Raw genomic sequence first — 17,014 nt, 5'->3', positions numbered from 1 at the left:
CTTCAGGTTGGCCTGTCAGGATCGCCGCGTGCGAGTACTGGTGGTGGAGGACGAGACGCGACTGGCCGGAGCCCTGCGCTCCGGGCTGGAGGCCGAGGGGTGGGCGGTCGATCTGGCCGGGGACGGCCGGGTGGGGCTGGAGATGGCCCAGACCGCCGACTACGACGTGATCGTGCTCGACATCATGCTGCCGGAACTCAACGGCTACCGCGTGTGCGCGCTGCTGCGCGCAGCGGGGGACTGGACGCCCATCCTCATGCTCACCGCCAAGGACGGTGAACACGACGAGGCCGAAGCGCTGGACTCCGGCGCGGACGACTACGTGACCAAACCGTTCTCGTTCGTGGTGCTGCTGGCCCGGCTGCGCAACCTGGTGCGCCGCCGCCCCGCACCCCGGCCGACACTGCTGCTCGTCGGTGACCTCACCCTCGACCCGGCCACCCGCATCTGTACACGTGCGGGCAGCGATATCGCCCTCACCAGCAAGGAATTCTCGGTGCTGGAAATCCTGGCGCGCCGACCCGGCCAGCTGGTGTCCAAGCGTGAACTGCTCAGCAGCGGCTGGGATTTCGCCTTCGACGGCGATTCCAACGTGGTCGAAGTGCATATCAGCGCGCTGCGCCGCAAGATCGACGCACCCTTCGGGCGCAACAGCATTCGCACCGTGCGCGGGCACGGATACCGACTCGTCGCGGAAGGCGGCACCCATGATCGACCGTGACGCCGCCCCCGGCCCTGACTCCGGGGCCGACCCCAATGCCGGGGCCGACGGTGACTCCGTGACCGACCGCAACGCCAGGGCTGTCCGCGATACCGGGGCCGACCGCGACCCCGGGACCGACGGCGACTCGGTCATGGATCGTGCTTCAGGGCGCGGCGGTAGGTCTGGGCTGGGTCGTGGCTCTGAGGAGGACCGCAGGTGGCGCTGGCGACCGGTATCGGTACGCGCCCGCACCACCGCGGCGGCGACCCTGGTGGTGGCCATCGCCCTGCTGGCCGCGGGCTGGGCGACCGTGCACTACGTGGAAACCAGCCTCACCGCCCGGGTCGACGACATGCTGCACCGCCAGTTGGGGGTGGCCGCCGTGGCATTGCGCGACGGTGCCCCGCTACCGCTGGTGGACCGGGCCGTCACCATCCGCGTCGACGCACCGGACGGGGAGGTGCTGGCGGCCCCGGCCATGACCTCGCCGACCTCGCCCGGCTCCGAGCCGCCGCGGTCCGAGCCGGGTGTGACCGCATCGGGTGCGGCAACGTCGGACCCGACCTCGCCGGGAGCGACCGCACCAGGTGTAGCCGAGCCGAGTGCGCCCGTTTCGGGCGCGGCCGATCCGAGCGCACCGCGCCCGACTCCGCGTGCGGCGGATTCGGTCCCGCACGGTGCCGGTTCGGAACCGCCTGGCGCGGAGTCGGTACCGCACGGGGCGGATTCGGGACCGCGCGGGGCGGCTATCGCGCCGAGACCGGCGGACACCGCTGCCTCGATGCCGAATTCACCGGGTGCTTCCTACTCCGCCCCGCCGACTGCGCCAGTCCCGGCGATGTCGCCAGCCGTTCCGTTTCCGGCCCTCCCGAACGGTCCGGCGACCGGGGATGCGGGGGTGCGCCGGATCGTCTTCGTCGGGCCGACCCCGCTGGCGACCCGCACCCAGTCGGCCACCGTCGCCATGCGCGGAGAAGGGGACGTCACCGTCACCGCGGACGCGTCGACGCAGTCCATTCGGGAGGCGACCACCGCCACCACGCGGCTGCTGCTGGTGGCCGCACCGCTGCTGTTACTGCTGGTGGCCGCGTCGACCTGGTTCGCCACCGGGCGGGCGCTGCGGCCCGTCGAGGCCATTCGCGGGGAATTCGCGCGGCTCACCGCGCAGAATCTCGGCCGCCGGGTGCCGGTGCCGCGGACCGGTGACGAGATCGCGCGCCTCGCGGCCACCCTCAACGACACCCTGAGTCGGCTCGAGCAGGCTACCCGGCGGGAGCGGCAGTTCGTCGCCGACGCCTCGCACGAACTGCGCAGTCCGCTGGCCAATGTGCGGACGCCGTTGGAGGTGGCGGCCCGCTATCCGGACCGCGCCGACTGGCCCGACGTGGCGGCCGGGGCGCTCGAGGATCTGGATCGACTGGAAGCGCTCATCACCGATCTGCTCACCCTGGCGCGGCTCGACACCGGCCCCGAGCTCCCACTGACGCCCCTGGACCTCGGTGAACTCGTCCGCGAGGTCACCGAGCGTCGACCACCCGGCCCGACCACCTGGACGGTGGCGGTCGACGACGACACCGTGGTGGCGGGCCATCGCACCCACCTCGCCCGACTGCTCACCAACCTGCTCGACAATGCCGACGCCCACGCAGCATCGAGCGCCACCCTGCGCCTGCACGCGACCGATGGGCACGCGGTACTCGACGTCCGCGACGACGGCCCCGGCATACCGCCCGCCGAGCGCGAGCGCGTATTCGAACGCTTCGCCCGCCTCGACACCGCCCGCACCCGAGCGGCCGGCGGCACCGGCCTCGGCCTGGCCCTCGCACGGGATATCGCCACCCTGCACGGCGGCACCCTCACCGTCGCCGACTCCGAACGCGGCGCACACATCCGCCTCCGGCTGCCCTTGTCTGCACCGGACCCGGCGTCCGGTCCGCGCGGTCAGTTCTCGCGCGGGTAGACCTTCACGACGGTGCCGTCCAGATCGGCGGCGAGATAGGCGGAGCCGCCGTAGTCGTCGCTCAGATAGACCATGATCGTCGGGCGGTCGCTGTTGAAGGTCCAGGCCGGATCGATGATCAGATAGCGCGAGGTCGGGTCGGCCACACCGAGTTGCGCATCGGCGGCACGCAGCAGATCCGGAAGGATGTCCCAGTTGATCGAACTCAGCCGCACCGTGGTCTCGGTGCCGGTGAGGGTTCCGCCCGGCCCCTGACGGCTGGCCACGCCGTCACGGTAGGTGTAGGCGTCGTAGCGTCTGGACTGGTCGCCCAGCAGAATGCCGGTGCTGGCGTAGGTCGGGTAGAAGGTGGCCTCGGTGAATTCCTCTCCTCCGCTGGCCTGTTCGAATGCGGCGATGGCCTGACGAATGCCGTCGGGGGTCAGCAGGTCCACCGACGGCCCCGGCTGCGACGGTTGCGGTTCGGTGGTGAGCGGTTCCGTGGCGGGAATCGAAGGTACGGGCGTACCCGGGGCATCCGCGCCGGGTGTGGAAGATCCGGGTCGCACCACGAGCGCGGCGATCACGAGCGCGACCACCGCCGCCGTCCCGAGGCCGACCCGGCTCCAGCGGCCGCCGCGCCGAGGTGCCGGGACAGCGCCGGTACCGCTGGTCTGGAGGGTGGTCGTCCCCGTGGCCGCTGTGGCCGCAGGGGAGCCGTGGCCGGGCGCGATCGGCGGCGAATGATGTTGCCGGGGAAACGTTCCCCGTGCGAAGTACGGCGGGTTCGCGTGCTGTGGTGGGGAGTCGGATCCCGATGCGAACGGCGGATCGGGCGTGACCGGGGTTGGAGACGAACCGGGCCGCCCTGCGTGCGAGCCGAAGGACCGTGGGCTCGGTCCGGCTGCTCGAGCGTGCGGGCCGGGTGGCTGCGGATATGGCCCCGGTGGTTGTGTGTGCGGGCCGGACGACTGCGGGTATGGCCCTGGAGATTCTGTGTGCGGGCCGGACGTCTGTGATGGTGGCCCCGGAGTCGGGGCGGCTGGCTGTGCGTGCGGACTGGACGTCTGTGCGTGTGGGTCGGATGGCTGCGCGAGCTGGCCCGTGCGCGATGCGTTCGGTACGGCCGGCGGTGCCTGCGTCGCGGATCGGGCTGTGGTCGGCGGTAGGTGTGTTGCGGCGGGCGGCGGGTACGGCAGCGCGTCCGGGCTCGCGGCCTGGGCCAGCAGCCAGTCCAGCTGTTCGGCGCTCGGCCGCCGGTGCGGGTCGGGGACGAGCAGGGCGGCCAGGGCCGTGGTGAGCGCCCCCGCCCGTTGCGGCGGCGGCACTTCGCCTTTCAGCACGGCCGCGAGCGTGCCGACCGTGCTCTCCCGGCGCAGCGGGTGATAGCCCTCCACGGCCACGTAGAGCAGCAGGCCCAGCGACCACAGATCGGAAGCAGGGTAGCCCTCCTGGCCGTCCAGGCGTTCCGGGGCGACGTAATCCAGCGAGCCGACCACATTGCCGGTGGCGGTGAGCCCGTCCAGTCCGTCGATGGCCGCGATGCCGAAATCCGTGAGCACCGGTGAACCGTCTTCGCGCAGCAGCACATTCGCGGGTTTGATATCGCGATGCAGGACGCCGACGGCATGGGCGGCCCGCAGCGCCGCGAGAATCCCGCGACCCAGCCGCGCCGCCTGCTCGGGGCTCATCGTCCCCTGGGCGAGTCGATCGGCGAGACTGCGGCCGCGCACCAACTCCATCACGATCCACGGATGCGCGCCCGGGGCATCCACGATGTGATGGATCGCCACCACATTCGGATGCCCGATGCGGGCCAGCGCCCGCGCCTCGCGCAACACTCGCTCTCGTTGCGCGCCGCCGGAACTCGCGGTGCCGTCCGATGCGTCGGTGCGCACCTCCTTCAGTGCCACCTCACGATGCAGCGCGATGTCGTAGGCCCGCCACACGGTGCCCATTCCGCCGCTGCCGAGCGGCTCGAGCAACTCGAATCGCCCGTCGACCACTGTCCGCCCGGAATTCACCGCGACAGCCTACGACCACCGTCCGCGCGCCGCGCCCCGGGGACGGCGATTCCCGAAACAGGTTCAGCGTTTGCGACTCCCACGGTGTCGGCGCCGCTCGATGGCCGTACCGATGCCGGTGACGACCGCGAGGGCGGTCACCGCCAGCCCCGCCACCATCCAGCCGTGGGCATCGGCGTCGGAGGCGGTGAGCGTCCAGGCGAGACCGATGACGCCCATCAGCAACAGCGCCAGTCTCGAACCGTCGACATTGTCGATGAGAACGTGTTCATCAGGACGCGCGCGGGTAGGGATCGTGCGGGTCATCGAATACTCCTCGATCCTGCGTGGGGAGGTATGTTCCAGCGATTCCCTTGTGCTCAGAATTTCAAACGCGCCACACCCGTCCATCCTGTAACACGGGCGTGTCGCAAGATCGATGATTCATCCGAATGAGTTTCGCGTAGAACTGTCGCGCTCGCCCGATTCGTGTAGTATCTGGCGACATTGAAAGGCGTTGCACTGCAATTCTTTTGGTATGTGTATCGACAGTGGGGGTGCACGGGCGCGGAACCGCAGGACTGCATCGAGAACTCGTAGCGCAGGGGATCTCGTCGACACGGTGTGGGTGTCGACCGGGGGGACGAGTCGACCGACGCTGAAATGCCCATTCTTCGCGTGCTCACGCGCGCCGCGGATCGTTCACGCGATGGATGTCACCGCTCTCATCGGCGAGGCGGTGACCATGCCGATTCCGCAGAACCGGATGTCGCTCGCACAAAGGAATCCCGAGTGTTCGACCAATTCCCCGACCAACCCGCCGATCTGTCCTCCGCCCCAACGGATTTGTCGCTGCTGCTGCGACCGGCCCCGCCCGGATCGCCCACCGACCTGGTGCGCGTGCACGGCGGGGACGGATTCCTGCTGTGGGCCACCATCCCGGCCGTGCTCGTCATGGGCAGCTCCGGCGGCGCCGGAACCACCACCACCGCCATCGGTCTCGCGGCCGCCGCGGCCTCCGACTACGGCGAACGCTCACCCATCGTGGTCGACGCCACGCCCACCGGCGGCGACCTCGCCCGGCGCGGATGCGACACCATCGATCCGGCGGGCACCGTGCAGACCTGGCTCAATATGAGCCCGCGCGGGCTCGCGCCGTCGGTGCTCGACAGTTCGGGGGAGAACAGCGCCCGCTTCGGAGTGCTGCCCCGGGGGCCGGAACCACTACCCCGGCGGGAGAGTTACGCCTCGGTGCACCGCGACCTGTGCTCGGCCGGATGTCTGCCCGTCTACGACGGCGGATCGCCGGTCAGCAATCGCATGCTCGCGCCGCTGCTCTCCGATTCCCGGATCGCGCTGGTCATCACGCTGGCCGCGCGGGCCGATGCGGTGAATCGGCTCAAACCCGCACTGATTTGGCTCGACGACAATTACAGCCAGTACCACCTGGCCGAATCCGTCATCGTCGTCACCCGGCAGCATCCGCACGACGGACCCTCGGTGGCCGAGCACGCGCGACGTTATCTGGGCAAATTCGTGCGGGCGGTCACCGAGATCCCGTACGACACCCATCTGGCCACCGGCGGACCCGTCACCTGGTCGCGGCTTTCACCACAGACCCGCGCCGCCTACCGGAAGATCATCAATCTGCTGCGCTGAGTCGCGGCGCTGTGCCAATGGAGTGTGCTGTGTGATGGCGTCGTGCTGTGTGACGGCATTGTGTCGATCGGCGATGCCGCGTCTGTGTCACCGTGCGGTGCCGAGCTCGAGAGTGATTGCGCCGCTGAGTAGTTCGCGGGCGCGGTCGAGGGTGAGCGAGCCGCTGTGCCAGCGTTCGCTGAGGCCCTCGGTGAGGGCGGTGAGGCGTTCGGCCGCGGCGGCGGCGTCGATTCCGGCGTGCAGGTGGCCGGAGTCCTGGGCGTCGCGGATGAGGGTTTCGATATCGACGTTCCAGGAGTCCGTGGTGGCGCGCAGGGGATCGCGCAGGTCGGTGTTGAATACCGCGCTGGCGCGCAATTCACCCCAGGCGACACTGGTTTCGCGGACCTCGTCGGTGTCCTGGAGTTCGAGCAGCAGTACCTGTTCCAGTCGGCGGCGCGGATCGGTTTCGGCGAGTGCGCGTTCGGTGTAATCCACGGCGCGGTGGTTGATGTGTTCGAGAGCGGCATGCAGGATGCCGGCACGATCGGTGAAATGGTAGTAGATCAGTGCCGTCGAGACGCCCGCCGCGGCGGCGAGTTTTTCAACGCGCAATCCTCGCACGCCATCCTGTGCGATTACGCGTACCGCGGCTTCCAGAATCTGAATTCGACGCTCCGACACGGGTCCTCACTGTAGGGGTAGGGGAGGGGTAGACCGCTCAGGCGGGTTCCTGCTGGGTGGTGCAGTGGATGCCGCCGCCGCTCGCGGCGACGGCGTCGATGGCGATCTGGACCACCTCACGGTCCGGATACAGCCGTCGTAGTGTCGAACGGGCGGCCGAATCCGTGCGCGGGTCACCGAATTCCGGTGCGATCACCGCGCCGTTGCAGACATAGAAGTTGATGTACCCGGCCGCGAAATCGTCGTCCGCCCACTCCGCGCGGATGGTCGAAGGACCTTCCAGCACTTCGACTTCCAGCGGGCGGCCGTGCGCATCGGTGGCCGTGCGGAGGATCTCCAGGTGGCGGCGGGTGACGTCGTGGTCGAAGGAGTCCGGGTCGTTGTCGAGCCCGGCGACCACCACGCCCGGCCGGGCGAAGCGCGCGTAGAAGTCGGTGTGCCCGTCGGTGATGTCCGCGCCCGCGATCCCCGGCAGCCAGATCACCTTCGTGATCCCGAGCACGGCGGCCAGCTCCCGCTCGACCTCCTGTTTCGTCCACCCCAGATTCCGGTTGTCGTTGAGCACGCAGCTCTCGGTGATGATCGCCGTTCCCTCCCCGTCGACCTCCAGCCCGCCGCCCTCGATCACGAGTTCACTACGCAGCGTCGCCACCCCGGCATGCTCCGCTACGGCCCCGGCCACCCGCGCGTCCCGCCGATGTTCCTGCTTGCCGCCCCATCCGTTGAAATTGAAGTCGACCCCCGCCCGCCCCCGATCTCCCGACACGAACACGGGCCCCGTATCCCGCATCCAGAGATCATCCAGCTCCGCCTCGATCAGCTCGATATCCGCCCCGCCCAGCAAACCCCGCGCCAGCTCCATCTCCTCGGCCCGCACCAGCATCGACACCGGCTCGAACCGGGCGATGGTGGTGGCGATGGTCGCCAGATCCCGCCGCACCAGCGGCAACAACTCCGCCCCGTACACCCGCTCACCGGCCCCGAACGACATCCACGTCCGAACATGCCGCCGCCCCTCCTCGGGCATCATCCACCCACCGCCCGCCTCGGACCCCACGTCGTTCCCGCCCATTCCACAACCTCCCACCACGAACCCGCCGACCGCGCCAACGGCCGCCCGAACGAACTCACGCCGCCGCATCGCCATCTCCTCGAACTGGGATTTCTCGTCTGAATACACACCCACCCTACGGCCTGACTGAAATTTCAGTCAAAGACTGAGTCGTCGCGACCTGCGAGCAGTTGCTGCCACCGCCGCGGCACCGGCTCGGTGCACGGGCGGTGGATGCGCTTGACGGTGTAGTACTCGACCGGGATCCCGCGCCGCCGCAGCCCTGTCTCCAACAGCGACTCCTCGTGGCGGAGTGGGCCTTTGCCGGAATGCTGGAGGAATGCGGTGGTGAACATTCCGCCATCGTGGCCGAGTGCGAGCGAGGCGGTGTGGCTAGGTTCCGAGGAATTCGTCGATCAGGGGCCAGGTGGTGGTGGCGGCTTGGGGGCCGGCGACGAGGGCCAGGTGGTTGAGGCCGGGGAGGTCGGCGAAGCGGGCTTCGGCGGCTCCGGTGAGTACGTCCACGCCGGGTTCGATGGTCGCGGCGGGGGCGAGGGTGTCGGAGCGGCTGCCCAGGAGCAGGACGCGGCAGGTGAGTTTGGCCAGGTCGATGACGCGGCCGGAGGTCAGGTGGACGCGGCCGTGGGCGAGCTGGTTGCCGACGATGATGCGGCTGTACAGCTGGCGGTAGAGACGTCCGGGGTAGCCGGGCATGGTGGCGATGAAGCGGTCGATGGCCTCCATGCGGGCCAGCGCCTCGGTGTGTCCGGCATTGCGGGCGATGAACAGCGGGCGGGTGAGCTCCCGGCCGAGGGACATGCCTCGGAATCCCGCCTGGACGAAGAACGCCGGGATGCCGTCGAGAAGATGGGTGGCATAGGCGATCTCCCGCCCGCCGGTGAGCTTCGCGACCATGCGCACCGGTGCCAGTAGGCGGTTGCGGCCGAAGTCCATGGGCGAGCCCAGGGTGGTGACCGAGCCGATCGGCAGATCGGCGTGGTCGGCGGCGGTGAGCAGGCTGATGATGCCGCCCAGCGACCAGCCGATCAGGTCGACGTCCGCGCCGTCGTGCAGCTCGCTGATATGGGCGATGGCGGTCGGGACGATATCGTCCACCCACTCCTCCAACCCCAGGTCGCGGTCCGCGGCGGTGATGCGGCCGTAGTCGATCACGTACGGCTGCCGACCGCTGTCGCGCAGGAAGCGCGCGAGGCTCTGGCCCGGCCGCAGGTCGTAGCAGGAGGCGTCCACGGCCAGCGGCGGCACCAGCAGCACCGGATTCCCGTGGGCGGGGGTGTCGCGGTCGAAGCGGCGCAGCTGCCGGTGCGGCAGGTCGTAGAGCACGGTCGAGGGCGTGCGCGCGGGGGCTTCGATGCCGTCGCCGAAGGTCAGGGCCCAGCCGTTGCGCAGTGCGACGGGCAGGTTCGTGGTGATCACCGGATTCATGGCGCGGGTGTGGATCCCTCTCGATCGGCGGAGGTCGTACCGCCTGGAAAAGATGTAACTTACGATAACAGGCAACTGTTCGGGTCGTGGAACCCCCTGCCGGACGTGCTATCGCATTGTCCGCCACTGTAATTCACCGCACGCGGGCGTGTGGGTCGACGGCGTCGAACCCACGCCGGGGCTGAACCCACGTGGGCGTGAACCCGCGCCGGGGGTGTGAACCCGCGCGGGCTGAACCCACGTGGGCTGAAGCCGCGCGGGTGAATCCGTACGAGGTGATCCGCACGAGGTGATCTGCACGAGGTGAACCCGCGCCGGGGGTGTGAACCCACGTGGGCTGAACCCGCGCGGGCTGAATCCGCACGAGGTGAATCCGCACGGGGTCGATTTTCTCGGCGTCGAATCCGCTCGCGGTGACGGGCTCGCGGCGGGATCGGCGGTCGCGGGCGAATTGCTCGCAATCTTGGTCCGCGCGCGGTCGTCCGAGCGTCGCCGCGATTCCCGGCCGGATCGCCCCCTTCTGCCGTGTGCGAAGGTTCACACTCCCAACCCCCTCCAAGTCAGGTGACCCTTACTAGAACCCGGGAAGGAATTCCGTCACACTGGTGTTGTGAAAACCATGGGTTTGCGGAATGCGGAAGCAGGCACCGGGCGCCAGCAGGGCGCCCGGTCTGCTGCGGTGTCCGAACCCGCAGGCGAAGGCCACACCCGCGAAGCCGTCGTGAAACTGCTGCTCGAGGAAGGACCGATCACCGCGACCGCCATCGGCAAGCGGCTCGGCCTCACTCCGGCGGGGGTGCGCAGGCACCTCGATGCCCTCATCGAGTCGGGGGAGGCGCGTGCCGCCCGCTCCGCGCCGTGGCAGCAGAAGGGGCGTGGCCGTCCCGCCAAGCAGTTCCAGTTGACGGCCCAGGGCAGAGGCCGTTTGGGGCATGCCTACGATGACCTCGCCGGTGCCGCGATGCGTCAGCTGCGGGAGATCGGCGGCGACAAGGCCATCGTCGACTTCGCGCGCAAGCGGGTCGGCACCATCGTCGCCGGTATCGACCGGCTGGCCCGGCACACGCCGGAGGAGACGGCCGCCAAGGCCGACGAGATCGCGGAGGCGTTCACCGCCGCCGGATTCGCGGCGTCCACCCGGGAGGTCGGCGCGGGCGTGCAGATCTGCCAGCACCACTGCCCGGTATCGCACGTGGCCGAGGAGTTCCCGGAGCTGTGCGCCGCCGAACTGGAGGCGTTCCGCGAACTGCTGGGCACCCATGTGCAGCGGCTGGCCACCATCGCCAACGGCGACTGCGCCTGCACCACCCACGTACCCCTCACCGTGCTGACACCCGGCACCGCCGGGGCGCTGACACCCGGCACCGCCGGGGCCACACCGAATACCGCTGGAAAACCCGTCGCACAGCCCGCGACGACATCGACGAACGACTCCGGAAGGAGTGCCGAATGACGACGACCGCTGCGGCGAGCCGCGAGAATGACGCAGCCCAGGCCCCTCCCCTCACCCAGGAGGAGACCATCGCCTCCCTGGGCAAGTACGGCTACGGCTGGGCCGATACGGATGTCGCCGGTGCCAGTGCCAAGCGCGGCCTGTCCGAGGAGGTCGTGCGCGACATCTCGGCGAAGAAGAACGAGCCCGAATGGATGCTCGACTTCCGGCTCAAGGCCCTGCGCATCTTCGACAAGAAGCCCATGCCGAACTGGGGCTCCAACCTCGACGGCATCGACTTCGACAACATCAAGTACTTCGTGCGGTCCAGCGAGAAGCAGGCCGCGTCCTGGGAAGACCTGCCCGAGGACATCAAGAACACCTACGACAAGCTCGGCATCCCGGAGGCGGAGAAGCAGCGTCTCGTCGCCGGTGTCGCCGCGCAGTACGAGTCCGAGGTGGTCTACCACTCCATCCGCGAGGATCTGGAGAAGCAGGGTGTCATCTTCCTCGACACCGACACCGGCCTGCGCGAGCACCCGGAGATCTTCCAGCAGTACTTCGGCTCGGTGATCCCCTCCGGTGACAACAAGTTCTCCGCGCTGAACTCGGCCGTGTGGTCGGGCGGCTCGTTCATCTACGTGCCGCCGGGCGTGCACGTCGACATTCCGCTGCAGGCCTACTTCCGGATCAACACCGAGAACATGGGCCAGTTCGAGCGCACGCTGATCATCGTCGACGAGGATGCCTACGTGCACTACGTCGAGGGCTGCACCGCGCCGATCTACAGCTCGGACTCGCTGCACTCCGCGGTCGTGGAGATCATCGTGAAGAAGGGCGGCCGCTGCCGCTACACCACCATCCAGAACTGGTCGAACAACGTCTACAACCTGGTCACCAAGCGGGCCAAGGCCGAGGCGGGCGCGACCATGGAGTGGGTCGACGGCAATATCGGCTCCAAGGTCACCATGAAGTACCCGGCGGTGTGGATGACCGGTGAGCACGCCAAGGGCGAGGTGCTCTCCATCGCCTTCGCGGGTGAGGGCCAGCACCAGGACACCGGCGCGAAGATGCTGCACCTGGCGCCGCACACCTCCTCCAACATCATCTCCAAGTCGGTGGCGCGCGGCGGCGGTCGCGCCTCCTACCGCGGCCTGGTGCAGGTGAACAAGGGCGCGTACGCGTCCAAGTCGACCGTGAAGTGCGATGCGCTGCTGGTGGACAACGTCTCCCGCTCCGACACCTACCCCTACGTCGACATCCGCGAGGACGACGTGACCATGGGCCACGAGGCCACGGTCTCCAAGGTGTCCGAGGATCAGCTGTTCTACCTGATGAGCCGCGGTCTGACCGAGGACGAGGCGATGGCCATGGTGGTGCGCGGCTTCGTGGAGCCCATCGCCAAGGAACTCCCCATGGAGTACGCCCTGGAACTGAACCGCCTGATCGAGCTGCAGATGGAAGGAGCCGTCGGCTGATGGCCGTCGAGAACGTTGCGGAGGCCGCGGAAGTACGGCCCCCCGCCGTCAACAAGGGTGAGGTGTTCGCCTCCTTCGATGTGGACGCCTTCGAGGTGCCCTCGGCCAAGGACGAGGCGTGGCGCTTCACCCCGCTGCGCCGCCTGGGCGGCCTGCACGACGGCAGCGCGGTGCGCGACGGCGCGGCCACCGTCGAGGTGAGCGAGGTCGCCGGTGTCACGGTGGAGACCGTGGACCGCGCCGACGGCCGCCTCGGCCAGGGCGGCGTGCCCACCGATCGGGTCGCCGCGCAGGCGTACTCGGGTTTCGACCAGGCCACCGTTGTGTCGGTCGGCGCGGAAACCGAAGTGGCCGAACCGGTCACCGTGACCATCACCGGTCCGGGCGCGGGCAAGACCGCTTTCGGGCACGTGCAGATCCGGCTCGGCAACTTCGCCGCCGCCACCGTGGTGCTCGACTACCGGGGCAGCGGAACCTACGCCGACAACGTGGAATTCGTGCTCGGTGACAGCGCCCGGCTGAATGTGGTCGCGGTGCAGGACTGGGCCGACGACGCCGTCCACGCCACCGCGCATCACCCCCGGCTGGGCCGCGACGCCACCCTGCGCCACACCAATGTCACCCTCGGCGGCGACCTGGTGCGGCTCACCGCGAATGTGCGCTACGACGGTCCCGGCGGCGATGCCGAACTGCTCGGCCTGTACTTCGCCGACGACGGCCAGCATTTCGAACAGCGCCTGCTGGTCGACCACTCGCAGCCCAACTGCAAGTCGAACGTGCAGTACAAGGGTGCGCTGCAGGGCGATCCGGCCTCGTCCAAGCCCGACGCGCACACCGTGTGGGTGGGCGATGTGCTCATCCGCGCCGCCGCCGAGGGCACCGACACCTACGAGGTGAACCGCAACCTGGTGCTCACCGACGGCGCGCGCGCCGACTCGGTGCCGAACCTGGAGATCGAGACCGGCGAGATCATCGGCGCCGGACACGCCTCGGCCACCGGCCGTTTCGACGACGAGCAGCTGTTCTACCTGCGCGCTCGCGGCATTCCGGAGGAGACGGCGCGACGCCTGGTGGTGCGCGGCTTCTTCCACGAGATCATCCAGAAGATCACGGTCCCCGAGGTCCGGGAGCGGCTGGAGGCGGCCATCGAGGCCGAGCTCGCCGCTGTCGGCGTATAAGACGAACTTTCCCACTCCGCAAAGGAATCCGAATTCGATGACCACCCTGGAAATCAAGGACCTGCACGTCGAGGTCACCACCCCCGAGGGCGAGGCCAAGCCCATCCTCAACGGCGTCAACCTGACCGTCCGCTCGGGTGAGACCCACGCCATCATGGGCCCCAACGGCTCCGGCAAGTCGACGCTGTCCTACGCCATCGCCGGTCACCCCAAGTACACCGTGACCTCCGGCTCCATCACCCTCGACGGTGAGGACGTGCTGGAGATGTCGGTGGACGAGCGGGCGCGCGCGGGCCTGTTCCTGGCCATGCAGTACCCGGTCGAGGTTCCGGGTGTGTCCATGTCGAACTTCCTGCGCACCGCCGCCACCGCCGTGCGCGGCGAGGCCCCCAAGCTGCGCACGTGGGTCAAGGAAGTCAAGGAGAACATGGCCGAGCTGGAGATCGACGCGGCTTTCGGCGAGCGTTCGGTGAACGAGGGCTTCTCCGGTGGTGAGAAGAAGCGCCACGAGATCCTGCAGCTGGGCCTGCTCAAGCCGAAGATCGCCATCCTGGACGAGACCGACTCCGGTCTGGACGTGGACGCGCTGCGCATCGTCTCCGAGGGCGTGAACCGCTACAAGGAGCGGGGCTGGGACGATGGCTCCGGCAAGCCTACGGCGGGCGGCGTCCTGCTGATCACCCACTACACCCGCATCCTGCGCTACATCCAGCCGGACTTCGTGCACGTGTTCGTCAACGGCCGCATCGTCGCCGAGGGCGGTCCGGAACTGGCTGAGGAACTCGATGCCAACGGCTACGTGCGCTTCACCTCCGCTGCCGTAGGAGCCTGATACCCATGACCGCCACGGGTCACGATTCCCGGCTCGCCGGGCCGCACGATTCCCCGCTCGCCGGGGTGGCGGCCCTGGACGTCGCCCGCATCCGGGCCGACTTCCCGATCCTGAGCCGCACGGTGCGCGACGGCAAACCCCTGGTCTACCTGGACTCGGGCGCGACCGCGCAGCGGCCGACGGCGGTTCTGGACGCGGAGCGTGACTTCCTGGTCCAGCGCAATGCGGCCGTGCACCGTGGCGCTCATCAGCTGGCGGAGGAGGCCACCGACGCCTACGAGGGCGCCCGCGCCGATATCGCCCGCTTCGTGGGCGTGGACGCCGACGAGATCGTGTTCACCAAGAACGCGACCGAATCGCTGAACCTGGTCACCTACTCCTTCGCCGACAACCGCTTCCCGTACCGGGTGGGGCCGGGCGACGAGATCGTCATCACCGAACTCGAGCACCACGCGAACCTGGTGCCGTGGCAGGAGCTGGCGCGGCGCACCGGGGCGACACTGAAGTGGTACGGGGTCACCGGCGACGGGCGCATCGACCTCGATTCGCTGGAACTGTCGCCCGCCACCAAGGTGGTCGCCTTCACCCACCAGTCCAATGTGACCGGTGCGGTCGCGCCCGTCGAGGAGCTGGTGCGCCGGGCCAAGGCGGTCGGCGCGCTGGTGGTGCTCGACGCCTGCCAGTCGGTGCCGCACATGCCGGTGAACTTCCGCGAGTTGGGTATCGACTACGCCGCCTTCTCCGGGCACAAGATGCTCGGCCCGTCGGGCGTGGGCGTGCTGTACGGGCGGCGCGAGATCCTCGCCGACACACCGCCGTTCATCACCGGCGGCTCCATGATCGAGACCGTGTTCATGGAGGAGAGCACCTACGCGCCGCCGCCGCAGCGCTTCGAGGCGGGCGTGCCGATGACCTCGCAGGTCGTCGGATTGGGCGCGGCCGTGCGGTATCTCGAGGCGGTCGGCATGGAAGCCGTTGCGGCGCACGAGCATGCGCTCACCGAGGCAGCCCTGCTCGGACTGGGTAAGCTGGACGGCGTCCGCATCATCGGACCGACCGAGAACGTGAACCGCGGTGGCGCGGTGGCCTTCGTGGTGGACGGTATCCACGCCCACGACGTCGGCCAGATTCTCGATGACGAGGGCGTCGCCATCCGTGTCGGCCATCACTGCGCCTGGCCGCTGCACCGCCGCTTCGGCGTGGCCGCCACCGCGCGGGCCTCCTTCGCCGTCTACAACACCCTCGACGAGGTGGACGCGCTGGTGGCCGCGGTGCGGAAGGCCCAGACCTTCTTCGGAGTTGCATAAACCATGCGCATGGAGCAGATGTACCAGGAAGTCATCCTGGACCACTACAAGCACCCGCACCACCGCGGCCTTCGCGAGCCGTTCGGTGCGGAGGTGCACCACGTCAACCCCACCTGCGGTGACGAGGTGACGCTGCGCGTACACATCGACGAGAAGGGCGACGTCGCCGACGTCTCCTATGACGGCCAGGGCTGCTCCATCAGCCAGGCGTCGACCTCGGTGCTGGCCGACCAGGTCATCGGCCTGCCCGTGCAGCAGGCGCTGAAGGTGGTCGGATCCTTCGACGAGATGATCACCAGTCGCGGCACCGTCGAGGGCGATGAGGACGTGATCGGCGACGGCATCGCCTTCGCGGGCGTCGCCAAGTACCCGGCGCGGGTGAAATGCGCATTGCTGGGCTGGATGGCGTTCAAGGACGCGGTGGTGCGGATATCCTCCGCACAGGAGGCCACGAAGTCGATGGGTAACGGGGAGTAAGAGATGAGCGACACCGAACAGCAGGCCCCGACCGCCGAGGCGGAGGTTCAGCTGACCCCCGAGGAAGTACAGCACCTCGAGGACCTCGAGGAGGCCATGCGCGATGTGGTCGACCCCGAACTCGGCATCAATGTGGTCGATCTCGGCCTGGTCTACGGCCTGAAGGTCGAGGAGTCCATCGCCAAGATCGATATGACGCTGACGTCCCCGGCGTGCCCGCTCACCGATGTGATCGAGGACCAGGCCCGCAATGCCCTGGTCCGCAGCGGCCTGGTGGAGGACCTCCAGATCAATTGGGTGTGGATGCCGCCGTGGGGTCCGGACAAGATCACCGATGACGGCCGGGAGCAGTTGCGCGCCTTGGGTTTCACCGTCTAGGAGTGCGTTCCACCGAACGCGGCCTGCCGACGACATCACGTCATCGGCAGGCCGTTGTCGTCGGTGCTCCGCCATGCCGCTGTGTCCATGGGCCATGATGAGCGAGTGACAGAGCGCGTCGACACCCCGCTGATCCCGCTGCTGGCCGTCATGCTGTGGGGTGCGCTCGCCGCCGTTCTCGCCGCACCGTTCACGGCCGCGCTGACGGCGCTGGCCTTCCGTTTCCCCATCCCGTTCGACGGCTACGCCGAGGGCGGCGGCGAGGCCCTCAACGCGGCCTTCGCGAGCGTCTTCTACCTCGTCTCCGGCGGTGGCTTCGTGCTGGCCGCCTGCGGAGCCGGAGCCGGGTATCTGCTCGCCCGACGCACCACCGCGGGCCTGTGGCCGCTGCTCCCACTGACGCTGCTGTCGGCCGGAGGGTGCGCACTGATCGGGACCCTGCTGCTGGCCGTGTTCTGACCCGCCGGG

The 17,014-nt window shown here is 69.0% G+C and carries 17 protein-coding genes; 11 read left to right on the top strand and 6 right to left on the bottom strand.

Translation table 11 applies throughout. The annotated features are described in order from the left end of the window. Positions 1 to 28 precede the first annotated feature (28 nt). A complete protein-coding gene (locus QJS31_RS02665; protein WP_282779455.1) occupies positions 29 to 721 on the top strand; it encodes a response regulator transcription factor in 693 nt (230 codons plus the stop codon). Continuing rightward, on the top strand, positions 708 to 2,663 hold the full coding sequence (locus QJS31_RS02660; protein WP_282779457.1) for a cell wall metabolism sensor histidine kinase WalK: 1,956 nt from the start codon (positions 708 to 710) through the stop codon (positions 2,661 to 2,663). The genes QJS31_RS02665 and QJS31_RS02660 overlap by 14 nt, the downstream gene beginning before the upstream one ends. Here QJS31_RS02660 and QJS31_RS02655 read toward each other — a convergent pair. Together QJS31_RS02655 and QJS31_RS02650 are read right to left on the bottom strand one after the other, a co-directional pair. Then, positions 2,645 to 4,666 (bottom strand): serine/threonine-protein kinase, encoded by a 2,022-nt coding sequence (locus QJS31_RS02655; RefSeq protein WP_306355864.1) that lies wholly within the window; start codon positions 4,664 to 4,666, stop codon positions 2,645 to 2,647. The genes QJS31_RS02660 and QJS31_RS02655 overlap by 19 nt on opposite strands. A 63-nt stretch (positions 4,667 to 4,729) precedes the next feature. Then, positions 4,730 to 4,972, bottom strand: a complete 243-nt coding sequence (locus QJS31_RS02650; RefSeq protein ID WP_282779459.1) for a hypothetical protein — start codon at positions 4,970 to 4,972, stop codon at positions 4,730 to 4,732. A 465-nt stretch (positions 4,973 to 5,437) separates the two neighbouring features. On the opposite strand from QJS31_RS02650, the gene QJS31_RS02645 reads away from it, so the two are divergent. Continuing rightward, positions 5,438 to 6,304 (top strand): hypothetical protein, encoded by an 867-nt coding sequence (locus QJS31_RS02645; RefSeq protein ID WP_051037385.1) that lies wholly within the window; start codon positions 5,438 to 5,440, stop codon positions 6,302 to 6,304. An 87-nt stretch (positions 6,305 to 6,391) separates the two neighbouring features. Here QJS31_RS02645 and QJS31_RS02640 read toward each other — a convergent pair whose 3' ends face one another. The 4 genes from QJS31_RS02640 to QJS31_RS02625 all read right to left on the bottom strand — a co-directional run bounded on the left by QJS31_RS02640 (position 6,392) and on the right by QJS31_RS02625 (position 9,464). Beyond that, positions 6,392 to 6,967, bottom strand: a complete 576-nt coding sequence (locus QJS31_RS02640) for a TetR/AcrR family transcriptional regulator (RefSeq protein ID WP_282779462.1) — start codon at positions 6,965 to 6,967, stop codon at positions 6,392 to 6,394. A 37-nt stretch (positions 6,968 to 7,004) separates the two neighbouring features. Beyond that, a complete protein-coding gene (locus QJS31_RS02635) occupies positions 7,005 to 8,108 on the bottom strand; it encodes an agmatine/peptidylarginine deiminase (protein ID WP_372341512.1) in 1,104 nt (367 codons plus the stop codon). 65 nt (positions 8,109 to 8,173) lie between these two features. Beyond that, positions 8,174 to 8,374, bottom strand: coding sequence for a hypothetical protein (locus tag QJS31_RS02630; protein ID WP_282779466.1), 201 nt, complete (start codon positions 8,372 to 8,374; stop codon positions 8,174 to 8,176). Positions 8,375 to 8,411: 37 nt separating this feature from the next. Continuing rightward, positions 8,412 to 9,464: an alpha/beta fold hydrolase gene (locus tag QJS31_RS02625; RefSeq protein ID WP_282779468.1), complete on the bottom strand. Its 1,053-nt coding sequence runs from the start codon at positions 9,462 to 9,464 to the stop codon at positions 8,412 to 8,414. 619 nt (positions 9,465 to 10,083) lie between these two features. Between QJS31_RS02625 and QJS31_RS02620 the strand changes: the two genes are divergently transcribed. The 8 genes from QJS31_RS02620 (at position 10,084) to QJS31_RS02585 (ending at position 17,005) form a co-directional block, all read left to right on the top strand. Beyond that, complete coding sequence (locus tag QJS31_RS02620; protein ID WP_143981376.1) at positions 10,084 to 10,917, top strand: metalloregulator ArsR/SmtB family transcription factor; 834 nt, start codon at positions 10,084 to 10,086, stop codon at positions 10,915 to 10,917. Beyond that, on the top strand, positions 10,914 to 12,374 hold the full coding sequence (sufB, locus tag QJS31_RS02615; protein ID WP_282779470.1) for a Fe-S cluster assembly protein SufB: 1,461 nt from the start codon (positions 10,914 to 10,916) through the stop codon (positions 12,372 to 12,374). Before QJS31_RS02620 ends, sufB begins: the two co-directional genes overlap by 4 nt. After that, positions 12,374 to 13,552, top strand: coding sequence for a Fe-S cluster assembly protein SufD (gene sufD, locus QJS31_RS02610; protein WP_282779472.1), 1,179 nt, complete (start codon positions 12,374 to 12,376; stop codon positions 13,550 to 13,552). Before sufB ends, sufD begins: the two co-directional genes overlap by 1 nt. A 37-nt stretch (positions 13,553 to 13,589) precedes the next feature. Then, positions 13,590 to 14,384 carry a Fe-S cluster assembly ATPase SufC gene (gene sufC, locus QJS31_RS02605; protein WP_282779474.1) on the top strand — a complete coding sequence of 265 codons (795 nt, stop codon included), beginning with the start codon at positions 13,590 to 13,592 and terminating at the stop codon, positions 14,382 to 14,384. 5 nt (positions 14,385 to 14,389) lie between these two features. Beyond that, positions 14,390 to 15,691, top strand: a complete 1,302-nt coding sequence (locus tag QJS31_RS02600; RefSeq protein ID WP_282779475.1) for a cysteine desulfurase — start codon at positions 14,390 to 14,392, stop codon at positions 15,689 to 15,691. Between the two features lie 3 nt (positions 15,692 to 15,694). Further along, positions 15,695 to 16,168 (top strand): Fe-S cluster assembly sulfur transfer protein SufU, encoded by a 474-nt coding sequence (sufU, locus tag QJS31_RS02595; RefSeq protein ID WP_029924662.1) that lies wholly within the window; start codon positions 15,695 to 15,697, stop codon positions 16,166 to 16,168. Between the two features lie 3 nt (positions 16,169 to 16,171). Beyond that, a complete protein-coding gene (locus tag QJS31_RS02590) occupies positions 16,172 to 16,546 on the top strand; it encodes a metal-sulfur cluster assembly factor (protein ID WP_039814831.1) in 375 nt (124 codons plus the stop codon). Between the two features lie 105 nt (positions 16,547 to 16,651). Continuing rightward, positions 16,652 to 17,005, top strand: coding sequence for a hypothetical protein (locus QJS31_RS02585; protein WP_282779478.1), 354 nt, complete (start codon positions 16,652 to 16,654; stop codon positions 17,003 to 17,005). The last annotated feature ends 9 nt before the right edge of the window (positions 17,006 to 17,014 follow it).

Origin of the sequence: Nocardia sp. CC213A, from assembly GCF_030766805.1 — a bacterium.
Classification (GTDB): domain Bacteria; phylum Actinomycetota; class Actinomycetes; order Mycobacteriales; family Mycobacteriaceae; genus Nocardia; species Nocardia otitidiscaviarum.
Note: the sequence above shows the minus strand (reverse complement) of the source record. Positions and strands in the feature narration are given on the sequence as shown.

What these genes read in the sequence shown, in the direction of transcription:
- QJS31_RS02660 (WP_282779457.1), top strand. Translation starts at nt 708, where the DNA reads ATGATCGACCGTGACGCCGCCCCCGGCCCTGACTCCGGGGCCGACCCC.
- QJS31_RS02650 (WP_282779459.1), bottom strand. Translation starts at nt 4,972, where the DNA reads ATGACCCGCACGATCCCTACCCGCGCGCGTCCTGATGAACACGTTCTC.
- QJS31_RS02635 (WP_372341512.1), bottom strand. Translation starts at nt 8,108, where the DNA reads ATGCGGCGGCGTGAGTTCGTTCGGGCGGCCGTTGGCGCGGTCGGCGGG.
- QJS31_RS02630 (WP_282779466.1), bottom strand. Translation starts at nt 8,374, where the DNA reads ATGTTCACCACCGCATTCCTCCAGCATTCCGGCAAAGGCCCACTCCGC.
- QJS31_RS02625 (WP_282779468.1), bottom strand. Translation starts at nt 9,464, where the DNA reads ATGAATCCGGTGATCACCACGAACCTGCCCGTCGCACTGCGCAACGGC.
- QJS31_RS02620 (WP_143981376.1), top strand. Translation starts at nt 10,084, where the DNA reads ATGGGTTTGCGGAATGCGGAAGCAGGCACCGGGCGCCAGCAGGGCGCC.
- sufB (WP_282779470.1), top strand. Translation starts at nt 10,914, where the DNA reads ATGACGACGACCGCTGCGGCGAGCCGCGAGAATGACGCAGCCCAGGCC.
- sufD (WP_282779472.1), top strand. Translation starts at nt 12,374, where the DNA reads ATGGCCGTCGAGAACGTTGCGGAGGCCGCGGAAGTACGGCCCCCCGCC.
- sufC (WP_282779474.1), top strand. Translation starts at nt 13,590, where the DNA reads ATGACCACCCTGGAAATCAAGGACCTGCACGTCGAGGTCACCACCCCC.
- QJS31_RS02600 (WP_282779475.1), top strand. Translation starts at nt 14,390, where the DNA reads ATGACCGCCACGGGTCACGATTCCCGGCTCGCCGGGCCGCACGATTCC.
- sufU (WP_029924662.1), top strand. Translation starts at nt 15,695, where the DNA reads ATGCGCATGGAGCAGATGTACCAGGAAGTCATCCTGGACCACTACAAG.
- QJS31_RS02590 (WP_039814831.1), top strand. Translation starts at nt 16,172, where the DNA reads ATGAGCGACACCGAACAGCAGGCCCCGACCGCCGAGGCGGAGGTTCAG.